Annotated in this window: 20 protein-coding genes and 1 tRNA gene; 10 read left to right on the top strand and 11 right to left on the bottom strand. The window is 43.1% G+C overall.

Features of this window, described 5'->3' with window-relative positions:
- The 3 genes from FTV25_RS03005 to FTV25_RS02995 form a co-directional block, all read right to left on the bottom strand.
- A complete protein-coding gene (locus tag FTV25_RS03005) occupies positions 1–3,126 on the bottom strand; it encodes an efflux RND transporter permease subunit (protein WP_180002097.1) in 3,126 nt (1,041 codons plus the stop codon).
- A gap of 172 nt (positions 3,127–3,298) precedes the next feature.
- Positions 3,299–6,394 (bottom strand): multidrug efflux RND transporter permease subunit, encoded by a 3,096-nt coding sequence (locus FTV25_RS03000; RefSeq protein ID WP_180002098.1) that lies wholly within the window; start codon positions 6,392–6,394, stop codon positions 3,299–3,301.
- Between the two features lie 255 nt (positions 6,395–6,649).
- Entirely contained in the window at positions 6,650–8,251 is a 1,602-nt protein-coding gene (locus tag FTV25_RS02995) for an isocitrate lyase (protein ID WP_159123482.1), read from the bottom strand.
- Between the two features lie 680 nt (positions 8,252–8,931).
- On the opposite strand from FTV25_RS02995, the gene FTV25_RS02990 reads away from it, so the two are divergent.
- The 3 genes from FTV25_RS02990 to FTV25_RS02980 all read left to right on the top strand — a co-directional run bounded on the left by FTV25_RS02990 (position 8,932) and on the right by FTV25_RS02980 (position 11,709).
- Positions 8,932–9,921, top strand: a complete 990-nt coding sequence (locus tag FTV25_RS02990; protein ID WP_004784775.1) for a LysR family transcriptional regulator — start codon at positions 8,932–8,934, stop codon at positions 9,919–9,921.
- A 131-nt stretch (positions 9,922–10,052) separates the two neighbouring features.
- Positions 10,053–11,375: a hemolysin family protein gene (locus FTV25_RS02985; RefSeq protein WP_004784777.1), complete on the top strand. Its 1,323-nt coding sequence runs from the start codon at positions 10,053–10,055 to the stop codon at positions 11,373–11,375.
- A gap of 55 nt (positions 11,376–11,430) precedes the next feature.
- The gene (locus tag FTV25_RS02980; protein WP_180002099.1) at positions 11,431–11,709 is read left to right on the top strand and encodes a hypothetical protein; all 279 of its coding nucleotides are present in this window, start codon (positions 11,431–11,433) and stop codon (positions 11,707–11,709) included.
- Positions 11,710–11,747: 38 nt separating this feature from the next.
- Here the strand turns inward: FTV25_RS02980 and FTV25_RS02975 are convergent, their stop codons facing one another.
- Positions 11,748–12,254, bottom strand: a complete 507-nt coding sequence (locus FTV25_RS02975) for a hypothetical protein (protein ID WP_180002100.1) — start codon at positions 12,252–12,254, stop codon at positions 11,748–11,750.
- A 168-nt stretch (positions 12,255–12,422) separates the two neighbouring features.
- On the opposite strand from FTV25_RS02975, the gene FTV25_RS02970 reads away from it, so the two are divergent.
- The 3 genes from FTV25_RS02970 to FTV25_RS02960 all read left to right on the top strand — a co-directional run bounded on the left by FTV25_RS02970 (position 12,423) and on the right by FTV25_RS02960 (position 14,190).
- Positions 12,423–13,151, top strand: coding sequence for a hypothetical protein (locus FTV25_RS02970; protein ID WP_180002101.1), 729 nt, complete (start codon positions 12,423–12,425; stop codon positions 13,149–13,151).
- 170 nt (positions 13,152–13,321) lie between these two features.
- A tRNA-Leu gene (locus tag FTV25_RS02965) sits at positions 13,322–13,407 on the top strand.
- A gap of 93 nt (positions 13,408–13,500) precedes the next feature.
- Complete coding sequence (locus FTV25_RS02960) at positions 13,501–14,190, top strand: hypothetical protein (protein WP_180002102.1); 690 nt, start codon at positions 13,501–13,503, stop codon at positions 14,188–14,190.
- Positions 14,191–14,218: 28 nt separating this feature from the next.
- On the opposite strand, the gene FTV25_RS02955 is transcribed toward FTV25_RS02960, so the two are convergent.
- The 5 genes from FTV25_RS02955 to rlmE all read right to left on the bottom strand — a co-directional run bounded on the left by FTV25_RS02955 (position 14,219) and on the right by rlmE (position 18,963).
- On the bottom strand, positions 14,219–14,533 hold the full coding sequence (locus FTV25_RS02955; protein WP_125278212.1) for a DUF5713 family protein: 315 nt from the start codon (positions 14,531–14,533) through the stop codon (positions 14,219–14,221).
- Between the two features lie 105 nt (positions 14,534–14,638).
- The gene (folP, locus tag FTV25_RS02950) at positions 14,639–15,490 is read right to left on the bottom strand and encodes a dihydropteroate synthase (protein WP_005236811.1); all 852 of its coding nucleotides are present in this window, start codon (positions 15,488–15,490) and stop codon (positions 14,639–14,641) included.
- A gap of 78 nt (positions 15,491–15,568) precedes the next feature.
- Positions 15,569–16,183: a GNAT family N-acetyltransferase gene (locus FTV25_RS02945; RefSeq protein ID WP_159123477.1), complete on the bottom strand. Its 615-nt coding sequence runs from the start codon at positions 16,181–16,183 to the stop codon at positions 15,569–15,571.
- 106 nt (positions 16,184–16,289) lie between these two features.
- Positions 16,290–18,179: an ATP-dependent zinc metalloprotease FtsH gene (ftsH, locus tag FTV25_RS02940; RefSeq protein WP_034170205.1), complete on the bottom strand. Its 1,890-nt coding sequence runs from the start codon at positions 18,177–18,179 to the stop codon at positions 16,290–16,292.
- 133 nt (positions 18,180–18,312) lie between these two features.
- The gene (gene rlmE, locus FTV25_RS02935) at positions 18,313–18,963 is read right to left on the bottom strand and encodes a 23S rRNA (uridine(2552)-2'-O)-methyltransferase RlmE (RefSeq protein ID WP_004784794.1); all 651 of its coding nucleotides are present in this window, start codon (positions 18,961–18,963) and stop codon (positions 18,313–18,315) included.
- A 196-nt stretch (positions 18,964–19,159) separates the two neighbouring features.
- On the opposite strand from rlmE, the gene yhbY reads away from it, so the two are divergent.
- Positions 19,160–19,483, top strand: coding sequence for a ribosome assembly RNA-binding protein YhbY (yhbY, locus tag FTV25_RS02930; protein ID WP_004784797.1), 324 nt, complete (start codon positions 19,160–19,162; stop codon positions 19,481–19,483).
- 11 nt (positions 19,484–19,494) lie between these two features.
- Positions 19,495–20,034: a DOMON-like domain-containing protein gene (locus FTV25_RS02925; protein WP_180002103.1), complete on the top strand. Its 540-nt coding sequence runs from the start codon at positions 19,495–19,497 to the stop codon at positions 20,032–20,034.
- A gap of 276 nt (positions 20,035–20,310) precedes the next feature.
- Here the strand turns inward: FTV25_RS02925 and FTV25_RS02920 are convergent, their stop codons facing one another.
- Together FTV25_RS02920 and FTV25_RS02915 are read right to left on the bottom strand one after the other, a co-directional pair.
- Positions 20,311–20,535, bottom strand: coding sequence for a hypothetical protein (locus FTV25_RS02920; protein WP_159123475.1), 225 nt, complete (start codon positions 20,533–20,535; stop codon positions 20,311–20,313).
- A 102-nt stretch (positions 20,536–20,637) separates the two neighbouring features.
- Entirely contained in the window at positions 20,638–21,126 is a 489-nt protein-coding gene (locus FTV25_RS02915) for a hypothetical protein (protein ID WP_004784804.1), read from the bottom strand.
- A gap of 310 nt (positions 21,127–21,436) precedes the next feature.
- Here FTV25_RS02915 and carA point away from each other — a divergent pair, with 310 nt between their 5' ends.
- A complete protein-coding gene (carA, locus tag FTV25_RS02910) occupies positions 21,437–22,576 on the top strand; it encodes a glutamine-hydrolyzing carbamoyl-phosphate synthase small subunit (RefSeq protein ID WP_180002104.1) in 1,140 nt (379 codons plus the stop codon).
- Between the two features lie 13 nt (positions 22,577–22,589).
- Positions 22,590–25,820 (top strand): carbamoyl-phosphate synthase large subunit, encoded by a 3,231-nt coding sequence (gene carB, locus FTV25_RS02905; protein ID WP_180002105.1) that lies wholly within the window; start codon positions 22,590–22,592, stop codon positions 25,818–25,820.
- The last annotated feature ends 55 nt before the right edge of the window (positions 25,821–25,875 follow it).

Below are 25,875 nucleotides of genomic sequence, written 5' to 3'. Positions count from 1 at the left end.
CTAGAGTGAGTATTCCTCATTTTCCTGATTGATTTGTATAACTTTATTTGTTGCTTTGACACGAAACAGGTTTCGGATTAACACATACATAAACGGGATAAAGAATAATACCAAAATAGTTGCAAAAATGACCCCGCCCAAAACGCTGGCACCAATTTCCTGACGGCTGATCGCACTGACCCCAGAAGCAAAAATCAAAGGGATTACTCCCGCAGCAAATGCAATAGAGGTCATGAGAATAGGCCGCAAACGTAAGCTTACTCCCTCTAAAGCTGCAGCTATTGAGGTTTTTCCTGCTTTCTCTGCCTGTGCAGCAAACTCCACAATCAGAATGGCATTTTTACAGGACAGACCAATCGTCGTCAGCAAGGCAATATGAAAAAAGATGTCATTGGCGAAACCAAAGACCCAGCAAAATAAGATACTGCCACCTACGCCCAATGGAATGGCACTGATTACGGCCGCAGGAATGGTCCAACTTTCATATAAAGCGGTTAAACACAGGAAAATAAAGGCAATCGAAATCACATAAAGAAAAATCGCCTGACCGCTGCTACGCTTTTCTTCCAATGCGGCTCCGCTCCAGGCCAGATTCACGCCTTCCTGAGTATCTACCAATGTTTCAACATCCTGCATGGTCTGACTGGAAAACTTGTCCTTTGGAATCCCGGCATAGACTGGAACAGCGTTATAGCCCATATAGCGGTTAATACTGTTCGGCCCGCCCTGCCAATTCAGACTGCTAAACTGGTTAAATGACAGCATTTCACCTTTTTGATTGCGTACATGCCAGAAGGCCAGATCTTCAGGTTTGGAACGGTATTCTGCTTCACCCTGCATAATCACACGTTTAATCTGCCCGCGATCAATAAAGTCATTGATGTAAGTTCCACCCCACGCTGCGGCCAAAGTACTGTTTACATTTTGCTGAGGAATGGAATGCTTTAACACGCGTTCTGCATCAAGTTTGATATTCAGCTCAGCACTTTCTTTGGGTTGGTCCAGCTGTAAAAATTCAATCGATGATTTGCCTTGGGCACGCGCTTCAATCTGGCCAAATGCCTCCTGTAAAAATTCAGCTCCTTTATAATCCAGGTCTTGCAACCAGAAATCGACTACACGACCATTACTCGACATGGAAGGCGCCATAAAGAAAATTTGGGCATTGGCATGATTGGCAAAGTGTTTCTGTGCTCGATCGACAATGGCAAAGACCGAATCTTCAGGATTTTTACGTTCAGCCCAGTCTTTTAATACCACAAAGAGCTGCCCACGATACGGGCCTACACCAACGTTGTTGCCGCTATACCAAACGCCTACACTCTGAATGCGTTCTGATTCATGTTTCATTAAATAGTCTTGTACTTCACGCCCGACTTTTTCGACTTCTGAACGCGGTGCGTTGCCAGGCATGACGATCTGCCCCATGACAAAGCCCATGTCTTCCGTGGGCATCAAGCCTTCCGGCAAATGCTTATATACCCAGCCGAAGCTCATTATGCACACACCAAACAGTGCCAACATCGTGAATTTCAATCGCATGCTCCGAGCTGAAACTTTTTGATAACCGGCATTGAGCTGATCCATGCCATGGTTAAAGCGCTGTGCCCAGCGAGCCTGATGATGTTTGCGTTTCAATAACTGTGCCGCAAATGTTGGGGTAATGACCAAGGCCACGAATAAAGACAGCAACATCGCCACTACCAAAGTGAGGGAAAATTGACGATAAATCACCCCAGTAATACTGCCAAAGAAAGCCATCGGGATAAATACTGCAGTAAGTACCAGCGTAATACCGACCAGTGCTCCACTCATTTCTTGCATGGATTTTAAGGCAGCCGCTTTGGCATCCAGATGTTCGTCCTGCATCAGGCGTTCAATATTTTCCACCACTACAATGGCATCATCGACTAGCAGACCGATGGCTAAAATCAGGGCAAATAAGGTAAAGCTATTCAGAGTCATACCCAAGACATACAGCACTGCAAAGGTCGCCAAAACTACAATCGGAATCGTAACGGCCGGAATAATCGTGGCACGCCAGTTTTGCAGGAAGATAAACATCACCACAATGACCAGAATAATGGCTTCAACCAGAGTTTTAGCTACCTGTTCAATTGAGCTGGTAATAAATGGAGTTTTGTCCATGGTCATTTGCAACTGGTAGTGCGGTGGCAAATTGGCCTGAGCGTTTTTTAATACGTCTTGAATCTGTTTGGACACGGCAATAGCATTACTCCGCGGCGCCAAAGTAATCGATAAAGCTGAAGAGAGCTGTCCGTTGGTATAGTTAATGTGGTTATAACTTTCTGCACCTAGTTCTACCCGTGCCACATCTTTTAAATACAGCAATGAACCGGAATCTGTGGTTTTAACGATGATATTTTCAAATTCTTTCACACTGCTTAAATGTGAACCGGCACTGACCTTGGCATTGAGATATTGATCCTGCATCGTCGGCAAACCACCAATTGCGCCTGAAGCCAGTGGCGCGTTTTGAGTTTCAATGGCATTACGGATATCGCTTGGCATCAGGTTAAACTGGTGCAACTTATGCGGATTTAGCCAAATCCGCATGGCATAACCTGCACCGTACAGGTCAATTTCCCCTACACCTTCAATACGTGACAAACGCGGTTCGACGTGGACCATCAAATAATCTGAAAGTTCGGTAACGCTACTCTGCCCACTCTCATCATATAAACTTAATAGTGCAAACTGGTCATACCCTGATTTATAAACATTGACTCCGCCCTGCTGCGTCTCTTCAGGTAAGCGGCTCAATACACCATTCACGGCGTTTTGAACCTGTAACTGGGCTTGATCAAGATCGACTCCTGGCTCAAATTGCAGCGTAAGTTGGGCCCGTCCCACCGAACTGCTGGAGTGAAAAGTTTCCAGACCTGCAATGCCTTTTACCGCCTGTTCCAGAATCTGGGTCACCGATTGCTCAACTGTTTCAGCCGACGCACCACGATAACCTGCGGAAACGCCTAAAGCTGGCGTATCCATATTGGGCATATGTTCAATGGGAATTTTTTGAAGTGCAAATGCCCCAAGGGCCATCATTAAAATTGCAATGACCGCTGCAAACTTGGGACGATAAATAAAAAAGCGCGACAACATAAATCAGAAATCCCCATCAAATGCATCTTTAGGATGCACACGCCATGAATAGATGATTTCTATAGCAATTTTCACACCATGCTTAAATTTAAGCCAATCTTTAGCTCTTTATTTCCGATAAAAAAATCCCCGTTATAACGGGGATTTTAGAATGCTATATTCTCAATTGATATTATGTATGTGATTTCTTCATCGTCATTTGGCGAATTAAAACGTACATAAATGGAATAAAAATTAGCACCAGTATCGTTCCAAAGATCACTCCACCAAAAACACTGATTCCAATCTCACGACGACTGGCTGCACCAGCACCAAAAGCAAAGACCAGTGGCAAAATCCCAGCACCAAAGGCCAGAGATGTCATCAGGATTGGGCGCAAGCGCAGTGAAGCACCTTCAAGTGCAGCTTCAACTACCGATTTACCTTTTTCCTGAGCCAATGCCGCAAACTCTACGATTAAAATTGCATTCTTACAGGACAGACCAATCGTGGTCAGCAAAGCAATCTGGAAGTAAATATCATTCGGAAAATCTGCCAGAAAACTAAAAATGATATTCCCACCAATCCCTAGAGGAATAGCGGACATGACCGCAGTCGGAATCGTCCAGCTTTCATATAAAGCGGCCAGGCACAGGAAAATGAAACCAATCGACACCAGATATAACCAGATTGCCTGATTACTGGATTGTTTTTCCTCAAAGGATAAACCGCTCCAGACCACGTCAATGCCATCCTGTTCTGCCACCAGATTTTCAACATCTTGCATCGCTTCACCAGAACTGGAACCTTTGACCATATCCGCTTGCATTTGCAGCGAGGTATAGCCCATAAAACGGTTGACCACCTCAGGACCACCACTCCAGTCCACCTGAGCGAAATTACTGAAAGGCACCATCTCGTTCAGGTCATTACGTACATGCCATTGCGCCAGATCTTCAGGTTTGGAACGGAATTCTGCATCGCCCTGCATAATCACCCGTTTAATCCGGCCACGATCAATAAAGTCATTAATATAATTACCCCCCCAGGCCGCTGAAAGCGTACTGTTGATTGCGGATTGACTCAGACCATTGGCCATAGCCTGTTTCTGGTCAATATTGACTTTCAGTTCGGCTTTTTCCGGATTGGAACGCTTATCCAGATTTTCAAAGCTACTATATTGAGCTGCTACAGCCTGCATATTCTGGAACTGCTCTTCCAGATACTGACGGCCATTACCGTTAATATCACGAATCCAGAAATCCAGGCCGTCGGTTTGCCCTAAACCATTCACTGAAGCTGGCATACTGATATTGACCTGGGCATCACGGTTACTGCGAAAATGCTTCATGGCACGTTCACGAATCGCCTGCGCGGTATTTTCTTCTCCAGCACGGTCATCCCAATGCTTCAAGGCTACAAAACCGGTAGCCAGGTTCTGACCGGTACCTGAGAAGTTACGGCCATAACGTAGCATGACCAAGTCGATATTGTCCTTTTCTTCTTCCAGAAAATACTGACGAATCTGCTCACCGACCTGAATGGTGTTTTTCATTGGCGCGCCTTCCTGTAGCCGGATTTGCAGATTCAGAATACCCTGGTCTTCACTCGGCAAAAAGCTGGTGGGTAAGGCGCGATAAAATAAAGCAAATACGCAGAGCAATCCGGCAAACAGCACCAGACTAATGGCCTTATGTTGTAGAGTGACATTAGAAACTTTCAGATAACGATGCTTCAAACCATCCAGTTTCTGGTTAAACCAACTCGCCCACTTGGCAGGTTTTGGATTTGGTTTTAGAATCAGCGCACAAAGTGCAGGTGTCAGAATCAGTGCGACCATCAGCGACAGAGACATCGCTGCCACGAGCGTAATCGAGAACTGACGATAGATCACCCCGGTTGAGCCACCAAAAAATGCCATGGGAATAAAGACCGCGGTTAAAACCAGGGTAATCCCGATCAGTGCGCCGCTGATTTCCTGCATGGATTCCAGCGCTGCTTCTTTGGCTGTAAGCTGCTGCTCATGCATCAGACGTTCAACGTTCTCTACCACCACAATGGCATCATCGACCAGCAAGCCAATGGCCAGTACTAAGGCAAACAAAGTCAGCGTATTAATACTCAGTCCCAAAACATAAAGTACTGCCATGGTTCCGAGTAAAACTACAGGCACAGTTACAGTCGGAATTAAGGTGGCACGCCAGTTTTGCAGGAAGATAAACATCACGATGACGACCAGAATGACCGCCTCGAATAAAGTTTTAACGACTTCTTTAATCGATTCTTTAACAAACGGTGTATTGTCACGCGGATAGGCAATTTTATAGCCTTCCGGCAACTGCTGGGAAAGTCGCTCGATTTCAGCCTTGATCAGACTCGACGTCGCAATTGCATTGGCACCGGAGGCCAGTGAAATGCCCAGACCGGCAGAAGGATAGCCATTAGTAGTGCTATATGACTGATAATTTTCCGCACCCAATTCAACCCGTGCAACATCTTTTAAGTAGATAAAGCTACCATCCCGGGCAGACTTCACAATAATATTTTCAAATTCTTCGACTGTTTTTAAACGGCTGCCTGATGTGACTTTGGCATTCAGATACTGATCATCGACTGTTGGCAAGTCACCAATTGCGCCGGCTGCCACTTGAGTATTTTGTGATTCAATCGCTGCCCGCACATCACTTGGCATCAGGTTATATTGTTTCAATTTTGCTGGATTCAGCCAGATGCGCATCGCGAACTGTGAACCAAAAACATCCACTTCCCCAATGCCATCAATTCGGGAAATATCCTGTTCCAGATGCGTGGTCAAATAATCAGACAGTTCAATATTGCTGCTACGCCGTGACTCATCATACAAACCGATGACCATATGGGTATCGCCAAGAGATTTGAAGACATTCACGCCCTGTCGCTGGACATCATCTGGCAAACGATTGAGAACCCCGTTAATCGCATTTTGAACCTGTACTTGTGCTGTATCTGGATCGGTACCATTTTCAAAACTGATGCTGATCCGGCTTCGACCTGAGGAATCACTGCTTGAGCTGAAATACAGCAAGCGGTCGATACCTTTAATTTGCTGTTCCAGCACCTGGGTCACGCTTTCTTCTACTGTTTCTGCAGATGCACCGGTATAGGTTGTTGCCACAGTAATACGAGGCGGTGCAATATCCGGATAACGTTCAACAGGTAAATTCATCACCGCAAAAAGTCCAATGGCCATGACTACAATGGCCAGCACACCTGCAAAAATAGGACGATGAATGAAAAACTTAGACAGCATAAGTCTGAATCACTTTGAATTTAATGAATTATGGAAAGCGTTGCATTATTGAGTCAGCTTAAGGATATTCAGGCAGTGGCCTAGAGAATGCAAGGCTTGATCACAGAAAAATATGTATAAAATTGAATCATGAAGAAATTGTGAAGATTTTGCCTTTCATCTAGCTATTTCAACAATTTATAAGGTTATTCATTTTATTTTAGGTATAAAAAAACCCTGCTTGCGCAGGGTTTTTTAGAATCGATTCAGAGCTGATTAAGCAGAGAATTGGTTCATTGTGTTTTTCGCATCGTCACCCGCTTTAAGCGCGTTGTCACCAGCGAAGATTTCTTTGTGGTCGTCACCGATGTCAGAACCAGCCATTGCTTGGTGTTTCACACAAGCGATACCACCGCGGATTTCTTTACGTTGTACGCCAGCAACATACGCCAACATACCTTCAGAACCGAAGTAACCTTGAGCAAGCTCGTGAGTAGAAAGAGCAGCTGTGTGGTAAGTAGGCAGAGTGATCAAGTGGTGGAACACACCTGCTTCACGAGAAGCGTCTGCTTGGAATGTACGAACTTTTTCGTCAGCTTCAGCAGCCAATTCAGAATCGTCGTACTCAGCGCTCATCAATTTAGCGCGATCGTATGCAGATACGTCTTTACCTTCAGCAACCCAACGGTCATACGCTTGTTGACGGAAGTTCAGTGTCCAGTTGAATGATGGAGAGTTGTTGTAAACAAGTTTCGCATTTGGCACAACTTCACGTACACGGTTAACCATGTGGGCGATTTCAGCTACGTTTGGAGTCGCAGTTTCGATCCAAAGAAGGTCAGCACCGTTTTGTAAGCTAGTGATACAGTCAAGTACAACGCGGTCGATCTGAGTGCCTTCACGGAACTGGTACAAGCCAGAAGCAAGACGTTTAGGACGGTGAAGTTTGCCATCACGTTTGATCAGGATTTCGTCTTCTTGTGCTTCAGAGATGTCAATTTCTTGAGTGTCTAAGTAGCTGATGTATTGAGAAGCGATGTCGCCTGGCTCTTTAACCACTGGGATTTTTTGAGTCAAGTCAGCGCCTTCAGAGTCAGTACGTGCAACGATGATACCGTCGTCAAGACCCATTTCAAGGAATGCATAGCGAAGAGCGTGGATTTTCGCGATGAAGTCTTCGTGTGGAACTGTAACTTTACCAGCTTGGTGACCACATTGTTTCGCGTCAGAAACCTGGTTTTCGATTTGAAGTGCACAAGCACCCGCTTCGATCATTTTCTTAGCTAGTAAGTAAGTCGCTTCTTCGTTACCGAAACCAGCGTCGATGTCCGCAATGATTGGCACAACGTGAGTTTGGAAGTTGTCGATTTGTGAAGTGATTTCAGCAGCTTTAGCTGTATCACCAGCGTCTTGAGCTTTTTTAAGTGCGCGGAACAGGTCGTTCAGTTCTTTCGCATCAGCTTGACGTAAGAATGTGTAGATTTCTTCGATCAATGCAGGAACAGAAGTTTTTTCGTGCATAGATTGGTCAGGAAGAGGACCGAATTCTGAACGAAGTGCAGCAACCATCCAGCCAGAAAGGTAGATATAGCGACGTTCAGTTGTACCGAAGTATTTTTTGTTCGCAATCATTTTTTGCTGAGCGATGAAACCGTGCCAGCAGCCTAGTGATTGAGTGTATTTGCTAGAGTCTGCATCATAAGCAGCCATATCACGACGCATAATCGCCGCTGTATATTTAGCAATGTCTAAACCAGTTTTGAAACGGTTTTGAAGTTGCATACGCGCAGCATCTTCAGGACTGATGTCTGCCCAAGTGTTACCGAATTTCGCTTTTAATTCGCGGATTGCATCAATCGCTGTTTGGTATGTAGTCATGATATATTCCTGTATTAATATTAGGATTTTTCTGCAACGAACCGCTCAAATCACACCCTCAATGACTTGTTCAGATTTTCGACGATCCGTTGGGATAGCTAAAGATTAGTGGGCTTCGAAAAATTAATCCAATATTCTGCAAGAATTATCATTATTTATTTAAAAAATATGTAGATGAAAGTCTAATTATATATTGATCAATTTTTTATAAGTTATTGTATTTTATATTTTATTTTTGAATTTTTGAAATTGGATTTTGTCTAAAACATCAGCAATAAGAGCAAAAAATATTCATTAGACTTAAGTCTTGCAAGACTTTAGCAGCGCCTAATTTCAGCAATTTTTGTTTATTTTATGAGCCTTAAAACCTAGAATACTTATTTCAAAGGAATCATTTTTCATTTATTTGTTGAAATATTTTTTATCAAACCTGGCACATTATTTGCTAATTCCCTCTGTTTTTCAGAAATACCTTTCTTTCGTTTCGAAGGCAGCCAGATTTCCTTTCTGCTCTTAAAAATAGAGAAGGATTCAGACTGGCAAAATCTACGGTGAAAGAGACTTTAAAAAGGTATTTCAGTACAATCAGCTGGGCTTTTTTTCATCAGTTGCGTACACAAGCTATAGTAGTTATGGCATAATCCATATAATTTCATAATTTTATTTTCGGTATTTTTTTTATGAATCTGGAGCGGGTCGATCTTAATCTCCTCATTTATCTTGACGTACTTTTACGTGAAAAAAATGTCACGCGTGCAGCAGAACAACTTGGGGTAACCCAACCTGCGATGAGTAACATTTTACGTCGCTTACGAAATTTATTTAATGATCCCCTCCTGATTCGCTCTTCTGAAGGTATGACTCCAACAGAACGTGCACTAGAACTCCAACCTCGTATCCGCGACGCCTTAGCGGATCTTTCCATGATTCTGGAACCGCGTACCGAGTTCCGCCCTTATACTTCAAACCGTGTTTTCCGTATCATGACTTCAGATTATGCTGAAGCCACGCTGGTACCACGCCTGGTAAAAGCATTACGTTCAGAAGCACCAAATGTGGTTCTCGACTTCTTAACACCAAGTGATGTGTCCTATCGTGACATGGAACAAGGTAAAGTTGATCTGGCGATTAACCGTTTTAATGAAATTCCACAAAGTTTCCATCAAGTACTGGTTTGGCGTGATAGTTTTTCTTGCCTGTTAAATAACAAGCATCCGGCTGCAGGTAACCTGAATCTGAAAAGCTATCTCGATGCACAGCATATCTGGGTATCAAAAACTGGTATGGGCGTTGGCTTTGGGGTGAATCCTGAGAAACAGGCAGGTCTCGGCTGGATTGATCAGGCTCTTGAACGTATTGGCCAAAAACGTAAGATTTCGGTATTTACCCGTCATTATCAGATGCCCGGTCTTTTGGCTGCCAATGTAGATCTTGTAGCAACATTACCGACCCGTATTGCACGTCTGCAAGCCAAAAACCAGAACCTACTCATTAAAGACCCACCATTCTATATTCCTGAATTTGAACTGAAGATGGCGTGGTGTCCTTTATTGCATCATCATCCCGCCCATCGCTGGTTACGTCAGCTGATTCTATATGTAGCGCGTCAGATGATCGAAGAAGAAAATCGTGAATTTTTAATGAATAATTCGCAATTTTCGCATTATTGAATTGAATATTAGCTAAATTGCTCATTTTTAAGCTTATACTCTAGAGACTTGAGTTGCTTTATTTGTACCTCAAGTCTTTTTTTGTGTTAAAAATATTTTTAGCTAGATCATATTAATCCACAGGTGGATTCGTGAGCCTCTTTCAAAACATCGTGATTATCTTATTACTCATCGCGGGGGCCGGTTTTTTATCATTAACAGAAATCGCGCTTGCAGGTGCCCGTAAGGTCAAATTAAAAATTTTGGCTGAATCGGGAGATATTCGCGCTCAAAAAGTTTTAGATTTACAAGAAAACTCTGCTGACTTTTTTGCAGCTTCCCAAATCGGCTTAAACGCCGTTGCCATTTTAGGCGGTATTTTAGGTGAAGGCGCCTTCCGCCCTTATATCATCAATTTACTTTCCAGATTTTATCAAGGTCCCTGGACTGAAACGATTGCGTTCAGCCTGTCCTTCACTGCAGTTACTTCATTATTTATTCTGTTTGCGGACTTGATGCCGAAACGTCTGGCCATGATCGCTCCAGAAAAAATTTCTGTCTCGGTGATTAATCCAATTCAGGTATTTATCAAAATCTGTAAACCACTGGCCTGGTTCATCAATGCCATTGCGAACCTGTTGTTCCGCTTATTTAAAGTGAATACCATCCGAGATGATAATATTACCTTTGCGGATATTTCTGCGGTAATGGATGCGGGTGCTCAGGCAGGTGTGTTACAGAAACAGGAACATCACTTTATTGAGAATGTGTTTGAGCTTGAAGAACGTAATGTTCCTTCCAGTATGACGACTCGCGAAAATGTGGTGTTCTTTACCTTGAAAGAATCAGAAGCCAGTATTCGTCAAAAACTGGCTGAATTTCCTTATTCCAAGTTTTTGGTCTGTAATGAAAATATCGACGATGTGATTGGATATGTCGACTCCAAAGATATTCTGGTTCGTATTCTGAATAATCAGTCTTTACTTCAGTTAAATGAAAATACCATCCGTACGGTTCTAACCATTCCAGATACACTGACTCTATCTGAATTACTGGATCGCTTCCGTTCAACCAAGGAAAAGTTCGCCGTCGTTATTAATGAATATGCCTTGGTCGTAGGTGTGATTACCCTTTCCGACATTATGATTACCGTGATGGGCGACTGGGTTACTCCCCTGGAAGAAGACCAGCAGATCATTAAGCGTGACAGCAATTCATGGTTGATTGATGGCAGTACGCCCATTGAAGACATCAAACATGCGCTGGAAATTGATGAAATGCCAGATGAAGAGAACTATGAAACCCTAGCTGGTTTTATGATGTTCAAGCTGCGCAAGATTCCACGTCCTGCAGATATTGTGCTACATGCGGGTTACAAGTTTGAAGTTGTCGATGTTGATCATTTCAAGATTGACCAGTTACTGGTTACACGTATGCTGGAAGTGAAAAAGCCACCGACAGAAGAATCAGAATAATCTGGTTCTTCTTCAATTTTTTTAAAACTCGAAAAACAATAATAATGAGACTTTTATGAATATTGCTGCGCTACTCGCCTGTCTGAGTTTTTATTCGGCCTTATATTTAATCTATTTCTTCTTTATGCAAGATCAACAGCCTATATTTCTGATCCTAGCAATTGTGCTCATTTTACTTTCAATCTGGCTGACTCCCTATCCTTATGAACGGCGCCGGCAAGGATTTGATTCGACTTTAAGAATAGGCGAATATTTTTATTATCCACTCATCACCTGGTGGCGGCTGTTTATCTTTCCTGTGCGTTGGCTGCTTTCCCTATTTTATTCTCATTAAAAAAGCACCCGAAGGTGCTTCTTTACATTCAATTCAATTTAGATTTTTGATAAAAGTGCTTCAAGGACTGCCTGATAATGGATCTGGATATCTTCCTGCAAAATTTTGTAGGCATTATCAAATTGCACCATTGGCCAGCCTTCTTTCCAGAATGGGAAAATATTATGTAAGTCATGAGTCACAACAGCATCTTCACGTAGAATCGCCTGTGCAATCTGTGCCAGTACAAAGGCAGTTTCCGCACCATCAATTGCCAGGTAATCAACACCACGCGCTTTTAAAATACGGATACGGTCTTTCTTATAGCGGATTTTTTTGATTTGGGCTTCATTCAGATTCAGGGCCAGAGAAACTGCTTCAACAAATTTTTCTTCAAATGACTGATTCAATACGACCAGCGCCTGTTTATGCGCTTCCTGACGACCCGCTTTACCACCCTGACGAATAACTTCTTTTGCTTCCGTATCTAGCTCATCATTCTTCATGGTTTGAAGGATGTCTAAAATTTCGATGTCGCTTAGCGTCGCAGGAGATTGATCAGTCATAAACTGTCCCTAAAAAATAAATATGCAATGGACTATTTTCGCATAAATCCTCACTAAAAAATTAAAATCTTTAGCTTCAACTCTAATAATTGCAAAATCCGGATCATCTCTATCATTCTGGCGTAAATTGGCTATAGTAGGCGGCAAGTTTCTTATTTACTTTTTATCATGCAAACCAAACAGATTGATCTTTTATTGCAGCAACTTAAACTGCTTTATCCCGCTGCCTTCAAAAGAAATTATCTGTTTTATGGCCAGATCAAGACCAAGGGTATTTTAAGTGATCTCAAGGAACTGATTCCCTGGGTGCTGGCTGCCATGATCTTTGTACCGATTAGCCTGGTTCTCAAAGATGTTTATTCCTCTAAGCTATCAACTACCCCAGACTTTCAGGCGCAAGCTTATGCAATTCTGACTATTCTGTTATTTCTGATGCTGGTGGTTCCACTAGTGATCAAGCAGATCCGGCACTCTTCTCATTCCCTCTATCAGTTTTTAAGACATACACCGATTAAACTCACTGTAGTCATTGTGCTGGAAGCGCTGAATCTGGTTTTTCTACAAAGCAGTATGACCATGTGGATTCTATTCTTTTTCGGGATCAGTTTTGGTTTTGTACGGTTCTATAAAGAAAATATGTTCCGCCCTGCTACCAATAGCACTGAACAATATCAACTGCAGCAGTTACGTCGCATCTGTTTCTGGGCTTATCAACAAACCTGGAAACTACGTCTGAAATTATTTTTTCATTCCAAGCCGACCTCCCCAAATGAAGAATTGAAAAATCAGCTTCAGCACTATGCGGATTTACATACCCGCTTGTTTAAACTGGAACATGAGCAGTGCAAGAAGATTAAATACATCGATATCGATACTTATCTGGACGAGCACCTGTAAATGTTTTATGAATCACGGCCTGAAATAGAAAATTACATGACTTCTCACGCTTATCATCTAGCACTATGGATTTAATTTTTTAATTTAAACTACTGAATTGCTTGAAAATAAAGCAAACGTATTGAAATTTACTTGCCAAGCTTTATTTCGTCCTCTATTATTGCGCACATGCCCGAGTGGTGAAATCGGTAGACACAGGGGATTTAAAATCCCCCGCCCACAAAGCGTGCCAGTTCGAGTCTGGCCTCGGGCACCATTTTAATTCTGATTAGAATGGTGCAATGAAAATCTCCAGCATTCAGCTGGTTTTTTTTATGCGTGATTATCACCAATAGAATGTGCCCTTCCCATGTCTGCATCCCGTTCTTTTGATCTAGCCAGATTGCAATTACGCCATCCTGATGCATTCTTTTGCAGCCTCAGCTATGGCCATTATAAATATTTGAACCAGACCACTGATCTCTATCTGTATTTACGTATTGGTATTCTGATCATGATCACAGGATTTTGTTGCCTGTGCTTTTCGCTGCCGTTTTACCCTGACTTTGTGACTTCAAAATATCAGGCGCTTAGTGCAGGTACTATTGTAATGATCGGCATGCTCTATCCTTATATCTGGCGCGCCCAGTTTCAGGCGAAATACAGTTCTGTTCGCTATGCCAAGCGTTTGCAACTCTGCCTGTATATGCAAACCCTGATTGCGATTCTGTCATTTATAAATTATCAGTATTTTCACTCAGCATTTATTACCTTGCCTTGTTTGGCCCTGCTTGCTTTCAGTAGCCTCGTACCGGTTTTAGTTGAGCCCTGCTTTAGAGTTTCGACTCGCAGCACCCTATTGGTACGTTTGCAGAAAATCCGTCAGCTGGCTTACTGGTCTTATCAGCAATCGCAAAGCAAAGAGCCGGAACCGGTGCCTTATCAAAAAGATTTAAAACAGTATTATCTGGATTTGCATCATAGCTGCATGCTGGAAGAGCAGAAATTACTGGATGAAATTCATTATAAAAATTTAAAAGACGTATTTTCAGATTATTAAAAAAAAGCCCTGTTTAACAGGGCTTTTTTTACCATTCGCGATTAACGACCAGTTCTTCCATTTCAATATCAAACAGACCCTGCTCTTGCACGACCATCATCATGGCCTCGGCAATATAGTCTGCGGCAGTATCATCCAGAGAAGAGTCCAGATCTTCAAACTGTGGCTTCATGGCATTGATGTCTGCCACAGTCTCATGGGCCAGCTGATATACATCCTGATCTGATAAACCGGATTTAGATACTTTTGAAGCAAAACGTTCGATGTGTTGCTTGATTTCTGCAACCAGAATATCGGGATAATATTCATCATCGAACATGGGGAGAAGTAAATCTGCAAACATTACAGGCACTCTAAAAGATGACAATCTAACTTAAGCGTGCCTGTATAGCACATTGCTGTTTAAAAGCCAAACAGCTTGTGCTCCTATATGTCTTTCAGCCCAGATTTAGGCATTTTGCATAGCTTTCCAGATTTTGATGGCGTCTGCTGTTACCTTGACATCATGTGCTCGAACCATACAGGCACCTTGCTGAATGCTCAGCAAATGCGCCGCAGCCGAACCTACTGCACGTGCTTGTGGTTCTGCACCATTCAGAGCAGCACCAATAAAACGTTTGCGGGATAAAGCAGACAAAATCGGATAGCCCATTTCTGTCAATTTATAAAACTCTTGCAACAGCTTTAAATTTTGCTGGGCATTTTTTGCAAATCCAAAACCAGGATCAATCATGATATGTTCAGCTTTAACACCCACATCTAGAGCATCTTGAACCCGTTGTGACAGTTCCCGAATCACATCCTGAGTCACATCATCATACTGATCCAGATTATTCATCGTAGTCGGCTCACCACGCATATGCATGATGATCACCGGAATATTCAGTTCTGCTGCCGTCTCTAACGCTTGTGGACGAGTGAGCGCGCGTACATCATTCCAGATATGTGCACCCGCTTTCACGGCTGCTTTAATCACTTCTGGCTGTGAAGTATCAATCGAGATGATCACATCATGCTTAGCCAGTTCTTCAACTACAGGCACAACACGACGGATTTCTTCTTCAACTTCCACGACTGATGCACCTGGACGTGTAGATTCACCACCCACATCAATTACGGTGGCACCATCAGCAATCATTTCCAGGGCTTTTACTACTGCCTGATCTTTCTGATTGTGCAGCCCCCCATCGCTAAAGGAATCCGGAGTCACATTTAAAATTCCCATCACATGCGGCTGAGACAAATCCAGTTTCAAATGACCGAAAGTCCAGATCTGTGGTCGTAGTGGCTTCAGCTGCATGGTTCAATCCTAGTTCACAATAACCCCGGTATTGTCTTATGGAAAGATCAATAAAGCAAAGCTCAATCTATTCAATAGCTAGATTTCAAAATAGTTCTTATTGGAATATTGCATCAGCTTGGATTGCAGTAACGCTTTTACATCAACCCATTCGCTTTTTAAAATACTATAGATATAACTATCTCTGAGTGTCACGCCATCTTTACGCAGCATATGACATCTAATGATGCCATCCTGTTTGGCACCCAGAGCTTCAATAGCTTTTTGACTTTTAAGATTCAGATGATCAGTCCGAAAGCCTACCACTTGAGCATTCAGCTCTTCAAATGCATGCTGCAGCAAAAGATATTTACAGACCCGGTTTACATAGGTTCGTTGATAAGGTTTGGCATACCAGGTAAAGCCAATTTCAACACGTGGAATTTCCGGCTTGATATCATGAAAGCTGGTGGTGCCGATTGCTCGGTCTGAAGTTAAATCAATCACGGCAAAAGCCATTCTTTCACCTTTGGACTGCTGTTCAAAAGCTTGGGTAAAGTAGTGTTTAAGTTTATGTAGGTAAGGTACCGAATTATATAACACTTCCCCCAAGTCCCCTTCGGCACATGCATTTTCTAAGTCTGCAAAATGTTCCCAGCTCAGTGGCTCCAAACGTAGCTGATAAATACTGGATTCCAGAACAAGTAAATTCATTCTTATTTTTACTCATTGATTTTTATAAATTGACTATAGCATTCAACTAGATATGACAAAACAATAGCCATAAAAAAACCACCCGAAGGTGGTTTTAATTGTTAACTTAGTTCGCTGGTAATGGCGGAGGAGTCATTGGACCATCAGTCGGTGTTACATCAATCACTGGATTGTCTGAAACATAAACTTTAGGTGGTTTTGGCTCACGACCTTCCATAATGTCACGAATCTGTTCACGATCAATTGTTTCCCACTCAAGCAGCGCTTTCACCATGGCATGGGCAATATCTTTGTTATTTTCAAGGATATCGCGTGCAACCTTGTATTGCTCATCAATGATGCGACGAACTTCCGCATCTACCTGTTGTTGGGTTGCCTCAGAAATCGTACGGGTACCAATGCTACCCATAAATGACTGTTGAGAGTCATCTTCATAGACCATGACGCCTAACTTGTCCGACATACCATATTTGGTCACCATTGCACGTGCCATTTTAGTTGCACGTTCAAAGTCATTCGAAGCACCAGTCGACATCTGGTTAATGAAGACTTCCTCTGCGATACGACCACCGAACAGGATTGAAAGTTCATTCAACATTTTGTCTTTATAATGGCTAGTCTGGTCAAATTCAGGCAACTGCCAGGTAACACCCAATGCCCAGCCACGCGGCATGATGGTAACTTTATGCACAGGGTCTGTACCTGGAAGCATTTCTGCCACAATCGCATGACCTGCTTCATGGTAAGCCGTAGCACGACGTTCTTCTTCACGAAGTACCATCGATTTACGTTCAGGACCCATGTACAGTTTGTCTTTCGCATCTTCAAAGTCATGCATATCGACTGTGTTCTTGTTACGACGGGCAGCAAATAATGCCGCTTCGTTTACAAGATTCGCCAACTGTGCACCTGAGAAGCCCGGTGTACCACGTGCAAGTACTTTGACATCTACACCTGTAGTAGAAGGAAGTTTCTTCAAGTGTACATTCAGGATTTGCTCACGACCTTTAATATCTGGCAGACCTACCATTACCTGACGGTCGAAACGACCTGGACGAAGTAAGGCTTTATCCAGTACGTCAGCACGGTTAGTTGCTGCGATGACGATAATGCCTTCATTGCCTTCGAAACCGTCCATCTCCACCAGCATCTGGTTCAGAGTCTGTTCACGTTCATCATGACCACCACCTGTACCTGAACCACGATGACGACCGACTGCATCAATCTCATCAATAAAGATGATACATGGCGCATGACGTTTTGCCTGTTCGAACATGTCACGTACACGTGATGCACCGACACCGACAAACATTTCAACGAAGTCAGAACCTGAGATACTAAAGAATGGAACTTTTGCTTCACCCGCAATGGCTTTAGCCAGCAGGGTTTTACCTGTACCTGGAGGACCTACCATCAGGACGCCCTTAGGAATAGTCGCACCCAGACGTTTGAATTTTGCAGGATCTTTCAGGAAGTCAACGATTTCGACTACTTCCTGTTTTGCTTCATCACAACCCGCCACATCAGTAAATGTTACTTTGATCTGGTCTTCAGATAGCATTTTCGCTTTAGATTTACCAAAGCTCATTGGGCCATTCTTGCCGCCTGCACCGCCACCCATGTTGCGCATAAAGAACATGAATAACAAAATGATTAGAAGCACAGGGAAACTTGCAATCAGCAATTGCATGAGCAAGCCTTGACGTTGAGGCGCTTCACCTTCAACGACCACATTATTTTTAATCAGGCTTGGCATCAGTTCTGGGTCTTGAACTGCCGGGCGAATGCTTTCAAACTCTGAACCGTTTGATTTTTCACCGCGAATTCTTTCGCCATCAATTGTAACTTGTTTAATTTGGCCAGCATTGACCGCGGCAACGAACTCCGAATAGTTCATTGTAGTCGGTTGATTGCGGTCACTGACGTTGCTGAAGATTAACACCAGCACACCCAGTATCACGAGCCACAATACGGCATTCTTAAAAAGATCGCTCAAAGCTTTATTTCCCATTCCAATCTAATTTGATCATGCCCTCGAAGGGTGACCTTAATCAATAAGCTGCAAATCAATTTGCAATAATGTAAAAACCTACAAAATGCACAATTTTTAACGTGTTGGCAAGTAAACTTTATTTCAAAGCCTTCTTGCGTCCCTGTCCGACCAAAAACACTTCTTTCGAACGGGCACGTGATGCAGCAGGTTTAATCGTCTTCAATACATCAAAACTGTTGACGACTTCTTTACGAAATTCATCAAAACCTGAACCCTGGAATACTTTCACTACAAACTGTCCTTTCGGACCGAGTACCTTGTTGGCAAAATCCAGAGCAAGTTCACATAAATAAATCTGACGTGGTTGATCTACAGCTCTATTACCTGATGTATTGGGGGCCATATCTGAAATTACAACGTCTACTGTGCGTCCGTTTAAAATATTTAACAATTTATCGAATACTTCTTGTTCACGGAAATCGCCCTGCAAGAAAGTCACATCAGGTAGCGCATCCATTTCCAAGATGTCTGATGCAATCACCAGACCTTTATCACCGACCAGTTTTCCGGCAATCTGGGACCAGCTTCCTGGGGCAGCACCCAAGTCCACTACCGTCATGCCGGGTTTGATAATGCCGTATTTTTCCTGAATTTCTAGCAACTTGTACGCAGCACGGGCACGATAACCTTCTTTTTGTGCTTTTTTCACATAAAAGTCATCAAGATGCTCTCTCATCCACGCACGACTACTTTTAGATAACTTTTGGTTGGTAATGCGTGTTGCCATAACTCTCTAAATAAAAAAAACTTCTAATGATTCATTGTACGGGAAAAACACATTTTTTGCAGTATACATGTGTATCTAAATCTGAGTATTCCGGTGTGATTCCCGATTATTAACAAGTGATTATTTCCTGAGAATTTACAGCGTTTGTTTTTCGCTTTTGCTATACTAAGCCGTTTTAAAAATCAGGTTATCTCTCATGGCGTCTTTATCTATTCAGGAACGTAAGCGTTTACGTCAAATTGGACATGCATTAAACCCGGTTGTAATGCTTGGTGACAAAGGCTTAACTGAATCTGTAGTTGAAGAGCTAAATCGTGCCCTTAATGATCACGAACTCATTAAAGTAAAAGTTGTGGCTGAAGACCGTGAAGCACGTGCAGCACTCATTGCTGAACTTTCAGAAACTACAGGTGCTGAAGTGGTACAAACTATTGGTAAAATTGCGCTGCTTTACAAGAAAGCTCCAAAGCAAAACCAGAAGTTATCCAATCTTGTCCGTTTTGCCCATCTTTCTAACTAAGTACAGGATTTATGGCCAGTTACGAACTCAGCGCATTTGATCGCCGTTTTCAGGCAATCTCATTGGTCGGTGCCATCGAACAGCAAAATCCATGCAGCTTGAATGTCGGATTTTGGTTGCGCGATCCCAACCAGTACGTGCTGTGGCCAGAAATGGTTACTGCACATCCCCGTCGTAATTTTTTGTGGGAACAGACCTGCTTTGAAATCTTTATCGGGGTTCAGGGTGAAGATTATTATCGTGAAATCAATCTCTCTCCTTCTCAGGCTTGGCAAGCCTATCAGTTTGAGGAATATCGCTATCCGGAAGATATGCCGCCACCTGCTGCATACGATATCGAACTGAATCAGCTTAAACGTACCCATTATGGTCTGAATGTCAGTCTGGATCTGACCGAGTTTATGGTTGAGCATAAACTTAAATGGGCAGACCTGTTTATTGGTCTGACAGCAGTATTAAAAACCTCACAAGGTGACCAGTACTACGCGATGCAGCACAGCAGCCCAGAAGCAGACTTCCACAATAAACGGGATTGGCTGCATGTCTTTTAATGCAGATTAAAAGCATTTGCTGGATAACAAAGATATTAAAAAACGTGAGCATTAAAGTCTCACGTTTTTTTATGGGCTTTTCCGGCTCATCCGCTCAAAGTTCGCTGTTATAGCTTGAAGAAAATATTTTTCTGTATTTTCTCTACGTAGATTCAGGTCAATATTAAATTGAAATAATTAGCCTGCTCTCAACACTTAGGGCTGGCTATTTTGATAATGATTTAAACGTTATTTAAGCTGATAGACTAAGAGTTCATTTTAATTGTTTTCGACATTTTAGTGATGTAAGCGGTAATTGTCCTGCACTGATTTTACCGCGGCATAAAAAATTACAGTTAACGTGAAGATGATCAGGATAATCGTTCCAAAAGTTAGTCCAAAGAATCCCAGACATAACATCATCACACCGAGATAAAGTGCACGCATCAACCAACTTTCCAGATTAAGCATCATAATCAGCGTCAGTAAACAAAGTACACCTACAAAATAATGCTGCTGCATCGTGACCCCCTTTCATTATTATTGTGAGTCCGTTTTGCCTCAAAAAGACAAAGGAGAACGTATCCAGTTCTCCTTTCATGCAATTTAAGTCAGCGTCTTCCCTTAACTCTTCAGCTCAGGGCTTTTTTCTGAACTTTCAGCTTTTACCATGGGTTTGACCTTTTTTAGAACTTCAATGGTACTGTCTTTTGAGCGCTTGAATGTACCAGTCAGATGCTCTTTATGTTTGGTCGAGATCTGGCTGACATCTTCTTTCAGTTCCTTACCCATATTGGATAAGTCTTCAATGACTGCAGTAAATTCGGTTTTGATAAAGCTGGTTAATTCAGTCAGTTCTTTTTGCGAACCAAATAACTGCTCTTTCAAAGTATCGATCCGTTGCAACAGATCCTGTTTCAACTGACGTAACTGCTCCTGCACAGTATCACCCAGCTGTTTCGCTTCGACTTCAAGTTTCTCTTTGCTTTCTTCGATGGTTTCCACCACCTGTTCTTTGGCTTCAGCTGCTACTTTTTCAAGCTGTTCAGTCGTTTCTGAAACCACGGTATTGATCTTTTTCTTGGATTGGGAAGATTTCGCTGCTGTAGTCATGTGTCTTATTCCTATAGTTATATTACGACTCATCCATATTAGTAGTTTTGATAAAAATTAAGATTTGATTTGTTAGACAATTCTTAATTGCTTACATTTTTTTACGTTGTTCGTAAAACAGACTTTCAAGCAAAAAGCAAGCCATTTATCTCATACTTTTGCTGTAAAGCTATTGGACTTAGGGGGTGGTTCTGCGTATAATGCCGTGTTAAGTTCAAGCGAGCAGACATAGGAGGGTAGGTTTAAAAATTAACCTTCCTTTTTTTTCGTCTACTCGCTTTTTTACAGCCTAAATTTCAGGAGCTTTGGTTTGAGCACCCCAGCAATTTTAGCCCTTGCCGACGGAACTATCTTTAAAGGTACTTCAATTGGCGCATCGGGTTGTACGACTGGTGAAGTCGTTTTCAACACTGCCATGACTGGCTATCAAGAAATTTTGACTGATCCTAGTTATGCACAGCAGCTTGTAACGCTAACTTACCCACATATCGGTAACACAGGTTGCAACGAAGAAGACGCTGAATCAGGTCGTATTCATAAAGTATGGGCAAACGGTTTAATTATCCGTGACCTTCCTTTACTACATAGTAACTTCCGTGCGAATCAATCACTCGGTGATTATTTAAAACAGCACAATGTAGTTGCCATTGCTGACATCGACACGCGACGATTAACTCGAATTTTGCGTGATAAAGGTGCACAAAACGGTTGTATCCTTGCGGGTAAAAACATCACTGAAGAAGAAGCAGTCGAAAAAGCACGTGCATTCGGTGGTTTAAGTGGTTTAGACCTTGCGAAAGAATGCTGTGATCCGACCGGTTTCGAATGGACTGAAGGCTCATGGGCACTTGGCAAAGGCTTTACTCAACCTGAACTTAAATTCCATGTGGTTGCATACGACTACGGTGTCAAAACCAACATCTTGCGTATGCTCGCAGACCGCGGCTGTAAATTGACTGTGGTGCCTGCACAAACTCCTGCTGAAAAAGTACTTGCGTTAAATCCAGATGGCGTATTCCTGTCAAATGGTCCTGGCGATCCAGCTGCATGTGACTACGCAATTGAAGCTGTAAAAACAATTGTTGAAACAACTGAAATTCCAGTATTTGGTATCTGCTTAGGTCACCAGATTCTTGCTCTTGCATCGGGTGCTAAAACGGTAAAAATGCCGCACGGTCACCATGGCGCTAACCATCCTGTACAGAACATCGAAACTGGTACAGTGATGATTACTTCTCAAAACCACGGCTTCGCAGTGGATGAAAGCACCTTGCCTGCGGTATTGCGTGTGACTCATCGCTCACTGTTTGATGGTACAAACCAAGGTATCCATCGTACAGACAAACCTGCGTTCAGCTTCCAGGGTCACCCTGAAGCAAGCCCTGGTCCACATGACTGCGCACCATTGTTCGATCATTTCATCGAACTTATCGAAGCATCTAAGAAGTAATTAAGGAAGCATCATGGCTAAACGTACTGACATTAAAAGCATCTTGATCATTGGTGCTGGTCCGATCGTCATCGGTCAAGCATGTGAGTTTGACTACTCAGGTGCTCAAGCATGTAAAGCGCTTCGTGAAGAAGGCTACCGCGTTATTCTGGTGAACTCTAACCCAGCGACCATTATGACCGACCCTGCAATGGCAGATGCGACGTATATCGAACCGATTACCTGGCAGACTGTTGCAGCAATTATTGAAAAAGAACGTCCAGATGCTGTGCTTCCAACGATGGGTGGCCAGACTGCACTGAACTGTGCCCTTGCACTGGATGCCAACGGTATTCTTGAAAAATACAACGTTGAACTGATCGGCGCGACCAAAGAAGCGATCGAAAAAGCAGAAGACCGTAAACTGTTTGACGAAGCAATGCGTAAAATTGGTCTGGAATGTCCAAAAGCGGCTATTGCTGAATCTATGGAAGAAGCACTTGAGATTCAAGCGCGCTTCGGTTTCCCTGTGATTATCCGTCCATCATTTACGATGGGTGGTTCAGGCGGTGGTATTGCTTACAACCGTGAAGAATTCCTGGAAATCTGTGAACGCGGTTTCGACCTCTCTCCTACTCACCAATTATTGATCGATGAATCATTGATTGGCTGGAAAGAGTACGAGATGGAAGTTGTTCGTGACAAAAACGACAACTGTATCATTGTATGTGCGATCGAAAACTTTGACCCAATGGGCGTACACACCGGTGACTCGATCACTGTTGCGCCTGCACAAACACTGACTGATAAAGAATACCAGTTGATGCGTAATGCATCTTTAGCAGTTCTTCGTGAAATCGGTGTTGAAACGGGTGGTTCTAACGTTCAGTTCGGTATTAACCCGAAAGATGGTCGTATGGTAATCATCGAGATGAACCCACGTGTATCGCGTTCATCTGCACTGGCATCTAAAGCGACTGGTTTCCCGATTGCGAAAATCGCAGCGAAACTGGCTGTTGGTTATACCCTTGATGAGCTGAAAAACGACATCACTGGCGGTACAACTCCAGCATCGTTCGAACCAGCAATTGACTACGTTGTTACCAAGATTCCACGTTTCAACTTCGAAAAATTCCCGCAAGCTGATGCGACACTAACTACACAGATGAAATCTGTAGGTGAAGTTATGGCGATTGGTCGTAACTTCCAGGAGTCTGTGAACAAAGCACTTCGCGGTCTTGAAGTTGGTGCAACTGGTTTTGATGAAAAAATCGAAGTGGGTACTGAAGGTGCGCGCGAAAAGATTCTTCAAGAACTTAAAGTTCCAGGTCCAGAACGTATCTGGTATGTGGCTGATGCATTCCGTCACGGTTTCACGCTTGATGAAGTATTTGCGGCAACCAATATTGACCGCTGGTTCCTGATCCAGATCGAAGACATCGTTAAAACTGAAGAACAAATCAAATCTTTAGGTTTTGGTGATCTGAACGCTGACAATATCCGTTCATTTAAACGTAAAGGTTTATCTGACCATCGTATTGCCAACCTGATGGGTATTTCACAAAAACAATTCCGTAAGCACCGTTGGAACCTGGGCGTCACTCCAGTCTACAAACGTGTGGATACATGTGCAGCAGAGTTTGAATCTGATACAGCGTACATGTACTCAACTTACGATGAAGAGTGTGAATCTAATCCGTCTAACCGTGACAAAATCATGGTGATTGGTGGCGGTCCTAACCGTATTGGTCAAGGTATCGAATTCGATTACTGCTGTGTACATGCTGCCCTGGCAATGCGTGATGACGGTTATGAAACCATCATGGTGAACTGTAACCCTGAAACGGTTTCAACTGACTATGACACGTCTGATCGTCTGTACTTCGAACCGATTACACTTGAAGACGTTCTTGAAATCGTACGTACTGAAAAGCCGAAAGGTATTATCGTTCAGTACGGCGGTCAGACTCCACTGAAACTGGCTCGTGCTTTGGAAGAAGCTGGTGCGCCAATTATCGGTACATCTCCAGATGCGATTGACCGTGCAGAAGACCGTGAACGTTTCCAACAAATGATTCAACGTCTGCAACTTCGTCAACCAAATAACAGCATCGTAAAATCTGCTGAAGAAGGTATGGCAGAAGCAGCTAAAGTGGGTTATCCACTGGTTGTACGTCCTTCATACGTACTCGGTGGTCGCGCGATGGAAATCGTGTATAACGACGAAGAATTAAAACGCTACTTACGTGATGCTGTACAAGCATCGAATGAAGCGCCTGTTCTTCTGGATCACTTCCTTGATGATGCGATTGAAGTTGACGTGGACTGCGTATCTGACGGTAAAGACGTGGTGATCGGCGGTATTATGCAGCACATTGAACAAGCCGGTATTCACTCTGGTGACTCTGCATGTTCGATTCCTCCATATTCATTGTCTGAAGACGTGCAAAACGAAATGCGTCGTCAAACCATCGCTATGGCTAAAGAGCTTGGCGTTGTGGGCTTGATGAACGTACAGTTTGCTGTTAAAGGTAACGACGTTTACATTCTGGAAGTGAACCCTCGTGCATCACGTACAGTCCCGTTCGTTTCTAAATGTATCGGTGAATCTTTAGCAAAAGTGGCTGCACGTTGTATGGCTGGCCAATCTCTTGAGTCTCAAGGCTTTACCAAAGAGATTATCCCTGCTCACTTCTCTGTGAAAGAAGCAGTATTCCCATTCAACAAGTTCCCTGGTGTTGACCCGATCCTTGGCCCTGAAATGAAATCTACAGGCGAAGTGATGGGTGTTGGTAAAATATTTGGTGAAGCGTTCTACAAAGCTGTTTTAGGCTCTAACGATCGTTTACCAGGTCTGCCAACTGAAGGCGAAGTGAAACATGCATTCATCTCTGTACGTGATTCTGATAAACCACGTGCGGTAGGTATTGCGAAGCAGCTTGCTGACTTCGGCTTCAAGATTCTTGCGACTGGCGGCACATACGATGTAATTAAAGCTGCAGGTATTGAATGTGAACGTGTAAATAAAGTAACCGAAGGCCGTCCAAACATTGTAGACCGCTTGAAAAATGGTGAAATTCACCTCATTATCAATACCACTGAAGGTAAACAAGCTCAGCAGGATTCATTCTCGATCCGTCGCTCTGCGCTTCAAGGTAAGGTATACCATACCACTACCCTGAATGGTGCTGATGCTGTATGCCAAGCTTTAGCAATTAAATTGCCAATGGATGTATATCGTTTGCAAGATTTAACAGTAGGTTAATTCGTTACTGAGAAGTCCCGTCACCTTCTCGGTGGCGGGCTTTTTTTCATTTATA

Source organism: Acinetobacter sp. YH12249 (assembly GCF_013417475.1).
Classification (GTDB): domain Bacteria; phylum Pseudomonadota; class Gammaproteobacteria; order Pseudomonadales; family Moraxellaceae; genus Acinetobacter.
This window is presented reverse-complemented; position numbering and strand designations above follow the sequence as displayed.

Bases quoted from the DNA above. Each gene is read 5' to 3' on its own strand.
- FTV25_RS02920 (WP_159123475.1), bottom strand. From the start codon at position 20,535: ATGCAGCAGCATTATTTTGTAGGTGTACTTTGTTTACTGACGCTGATT.
- carB (WP_180002105.1), top strand. From the start codon at position 22,590: ATGGCTAAACGTACTGACATTAAAAGCATCTTGATCATTGGTGCTGGT.
- FTV25_RS02980 (WP_180002099.1), top strand. From the start codon at position 11,431: ATGAATATTGCTGCGCTACTCGCCTGTCTGAGTTTTTATTCGGCCTTA.
- rlmE (WP_004784794.1), bottom strand. From the start codon at position 18,963: ATGGCAACACGCATTACCAACCAAAAGTTATCTAAAAGTAGTCGTGCG.
- yhbY (WP_004784797.1), top strand. From the start codon at position 19,160: ATGGCGTCTTTATCTATTCAGGAACGTAAGCGTTTACGTCAAATTGGA.
- FTV25_RS02925 (WP_180002103.1), top strand. From the start codon at position 19,495: ATGGCCAGTTACGAACTCAGCGCATTTGATCGCCGTTTTCAGGCAATC.
- FTV25_RS02960 (WP_180002102.1), top strand. From the start codon at position 13,501: ATGTCTGCATCCCGTTCTTTTGATCTAGCCAGATTGCAATTACGCCAT.
- FTV25_RS02990 (WP_004784775.1), top strand. From the start codon at position 8,932: ATGAATCTGGAGCGGGTCGATCTTAATCTCCTCATTTATCTTGACGTA.
- FTV25_RS02975 (WP_180002100.1), bottom strand. From the start codon at position 12,254: ATGACTGATCAATCTCCTGCGACGCTAAGCGACATCGAAATTTTAGAC.
- FTV25_RS02955 (WP_125278212.1), bottom strand. From the start codon at position 14,533: ATGTTTGCAGATTTACTTCTCCCCATGTTCGATGATGAATATTATCCC.
- FTV25_RS02970 (WP_180002101.1), top strand. From the start codon at position 12,423: ATGCAAACCAAACAGATTGATCTTTTATTGCAGCAACTTAAACTGCTT.
- FTV25_RS02915 (WP_004784804.1), bottom strand. From the start codon at position 21,126: ATGACTACAGCAGCGAAATCTTCCCAATCCAAGAAAAAGATCAATACC.
- folP (WP_005236811.1), bottom strand. From the start codon at position 15,490: ATGCAGCTGAAGCCACTACGACCACAGATCTGGACTTTCGGTCATTTG.
- FTV25_RS03000 (WP_180002098.1), bottom strand. From the start codon at position 6,394: ATGCTGTCTAAGTTTTTCATTCATCGTCCTATTTTTGCAGGTGTGCTG.
- FTV25_RS03005 (WP_180002097.1), bottom strand. From the start codon at position 3,126: ATGTTGTCGCGCTTTTTTATTTATCGTCCCAAGTTTGCAGCGGTCATT.
- FTV25_RS02945 (WP_159123477.1), bottom strand. From the start codon at position 16,183: ATGAATTTACTTGTTCTGGAATCCAGTATTTATCAGCTACGTTTGGAG.
- FTV25_RS02995 (WP_159123482.1), bottom strand. From the start codon at position 8,251: ATGACTACATACCAAACAGCGATTGATGCAATCCGCGAATTAAAAGCG.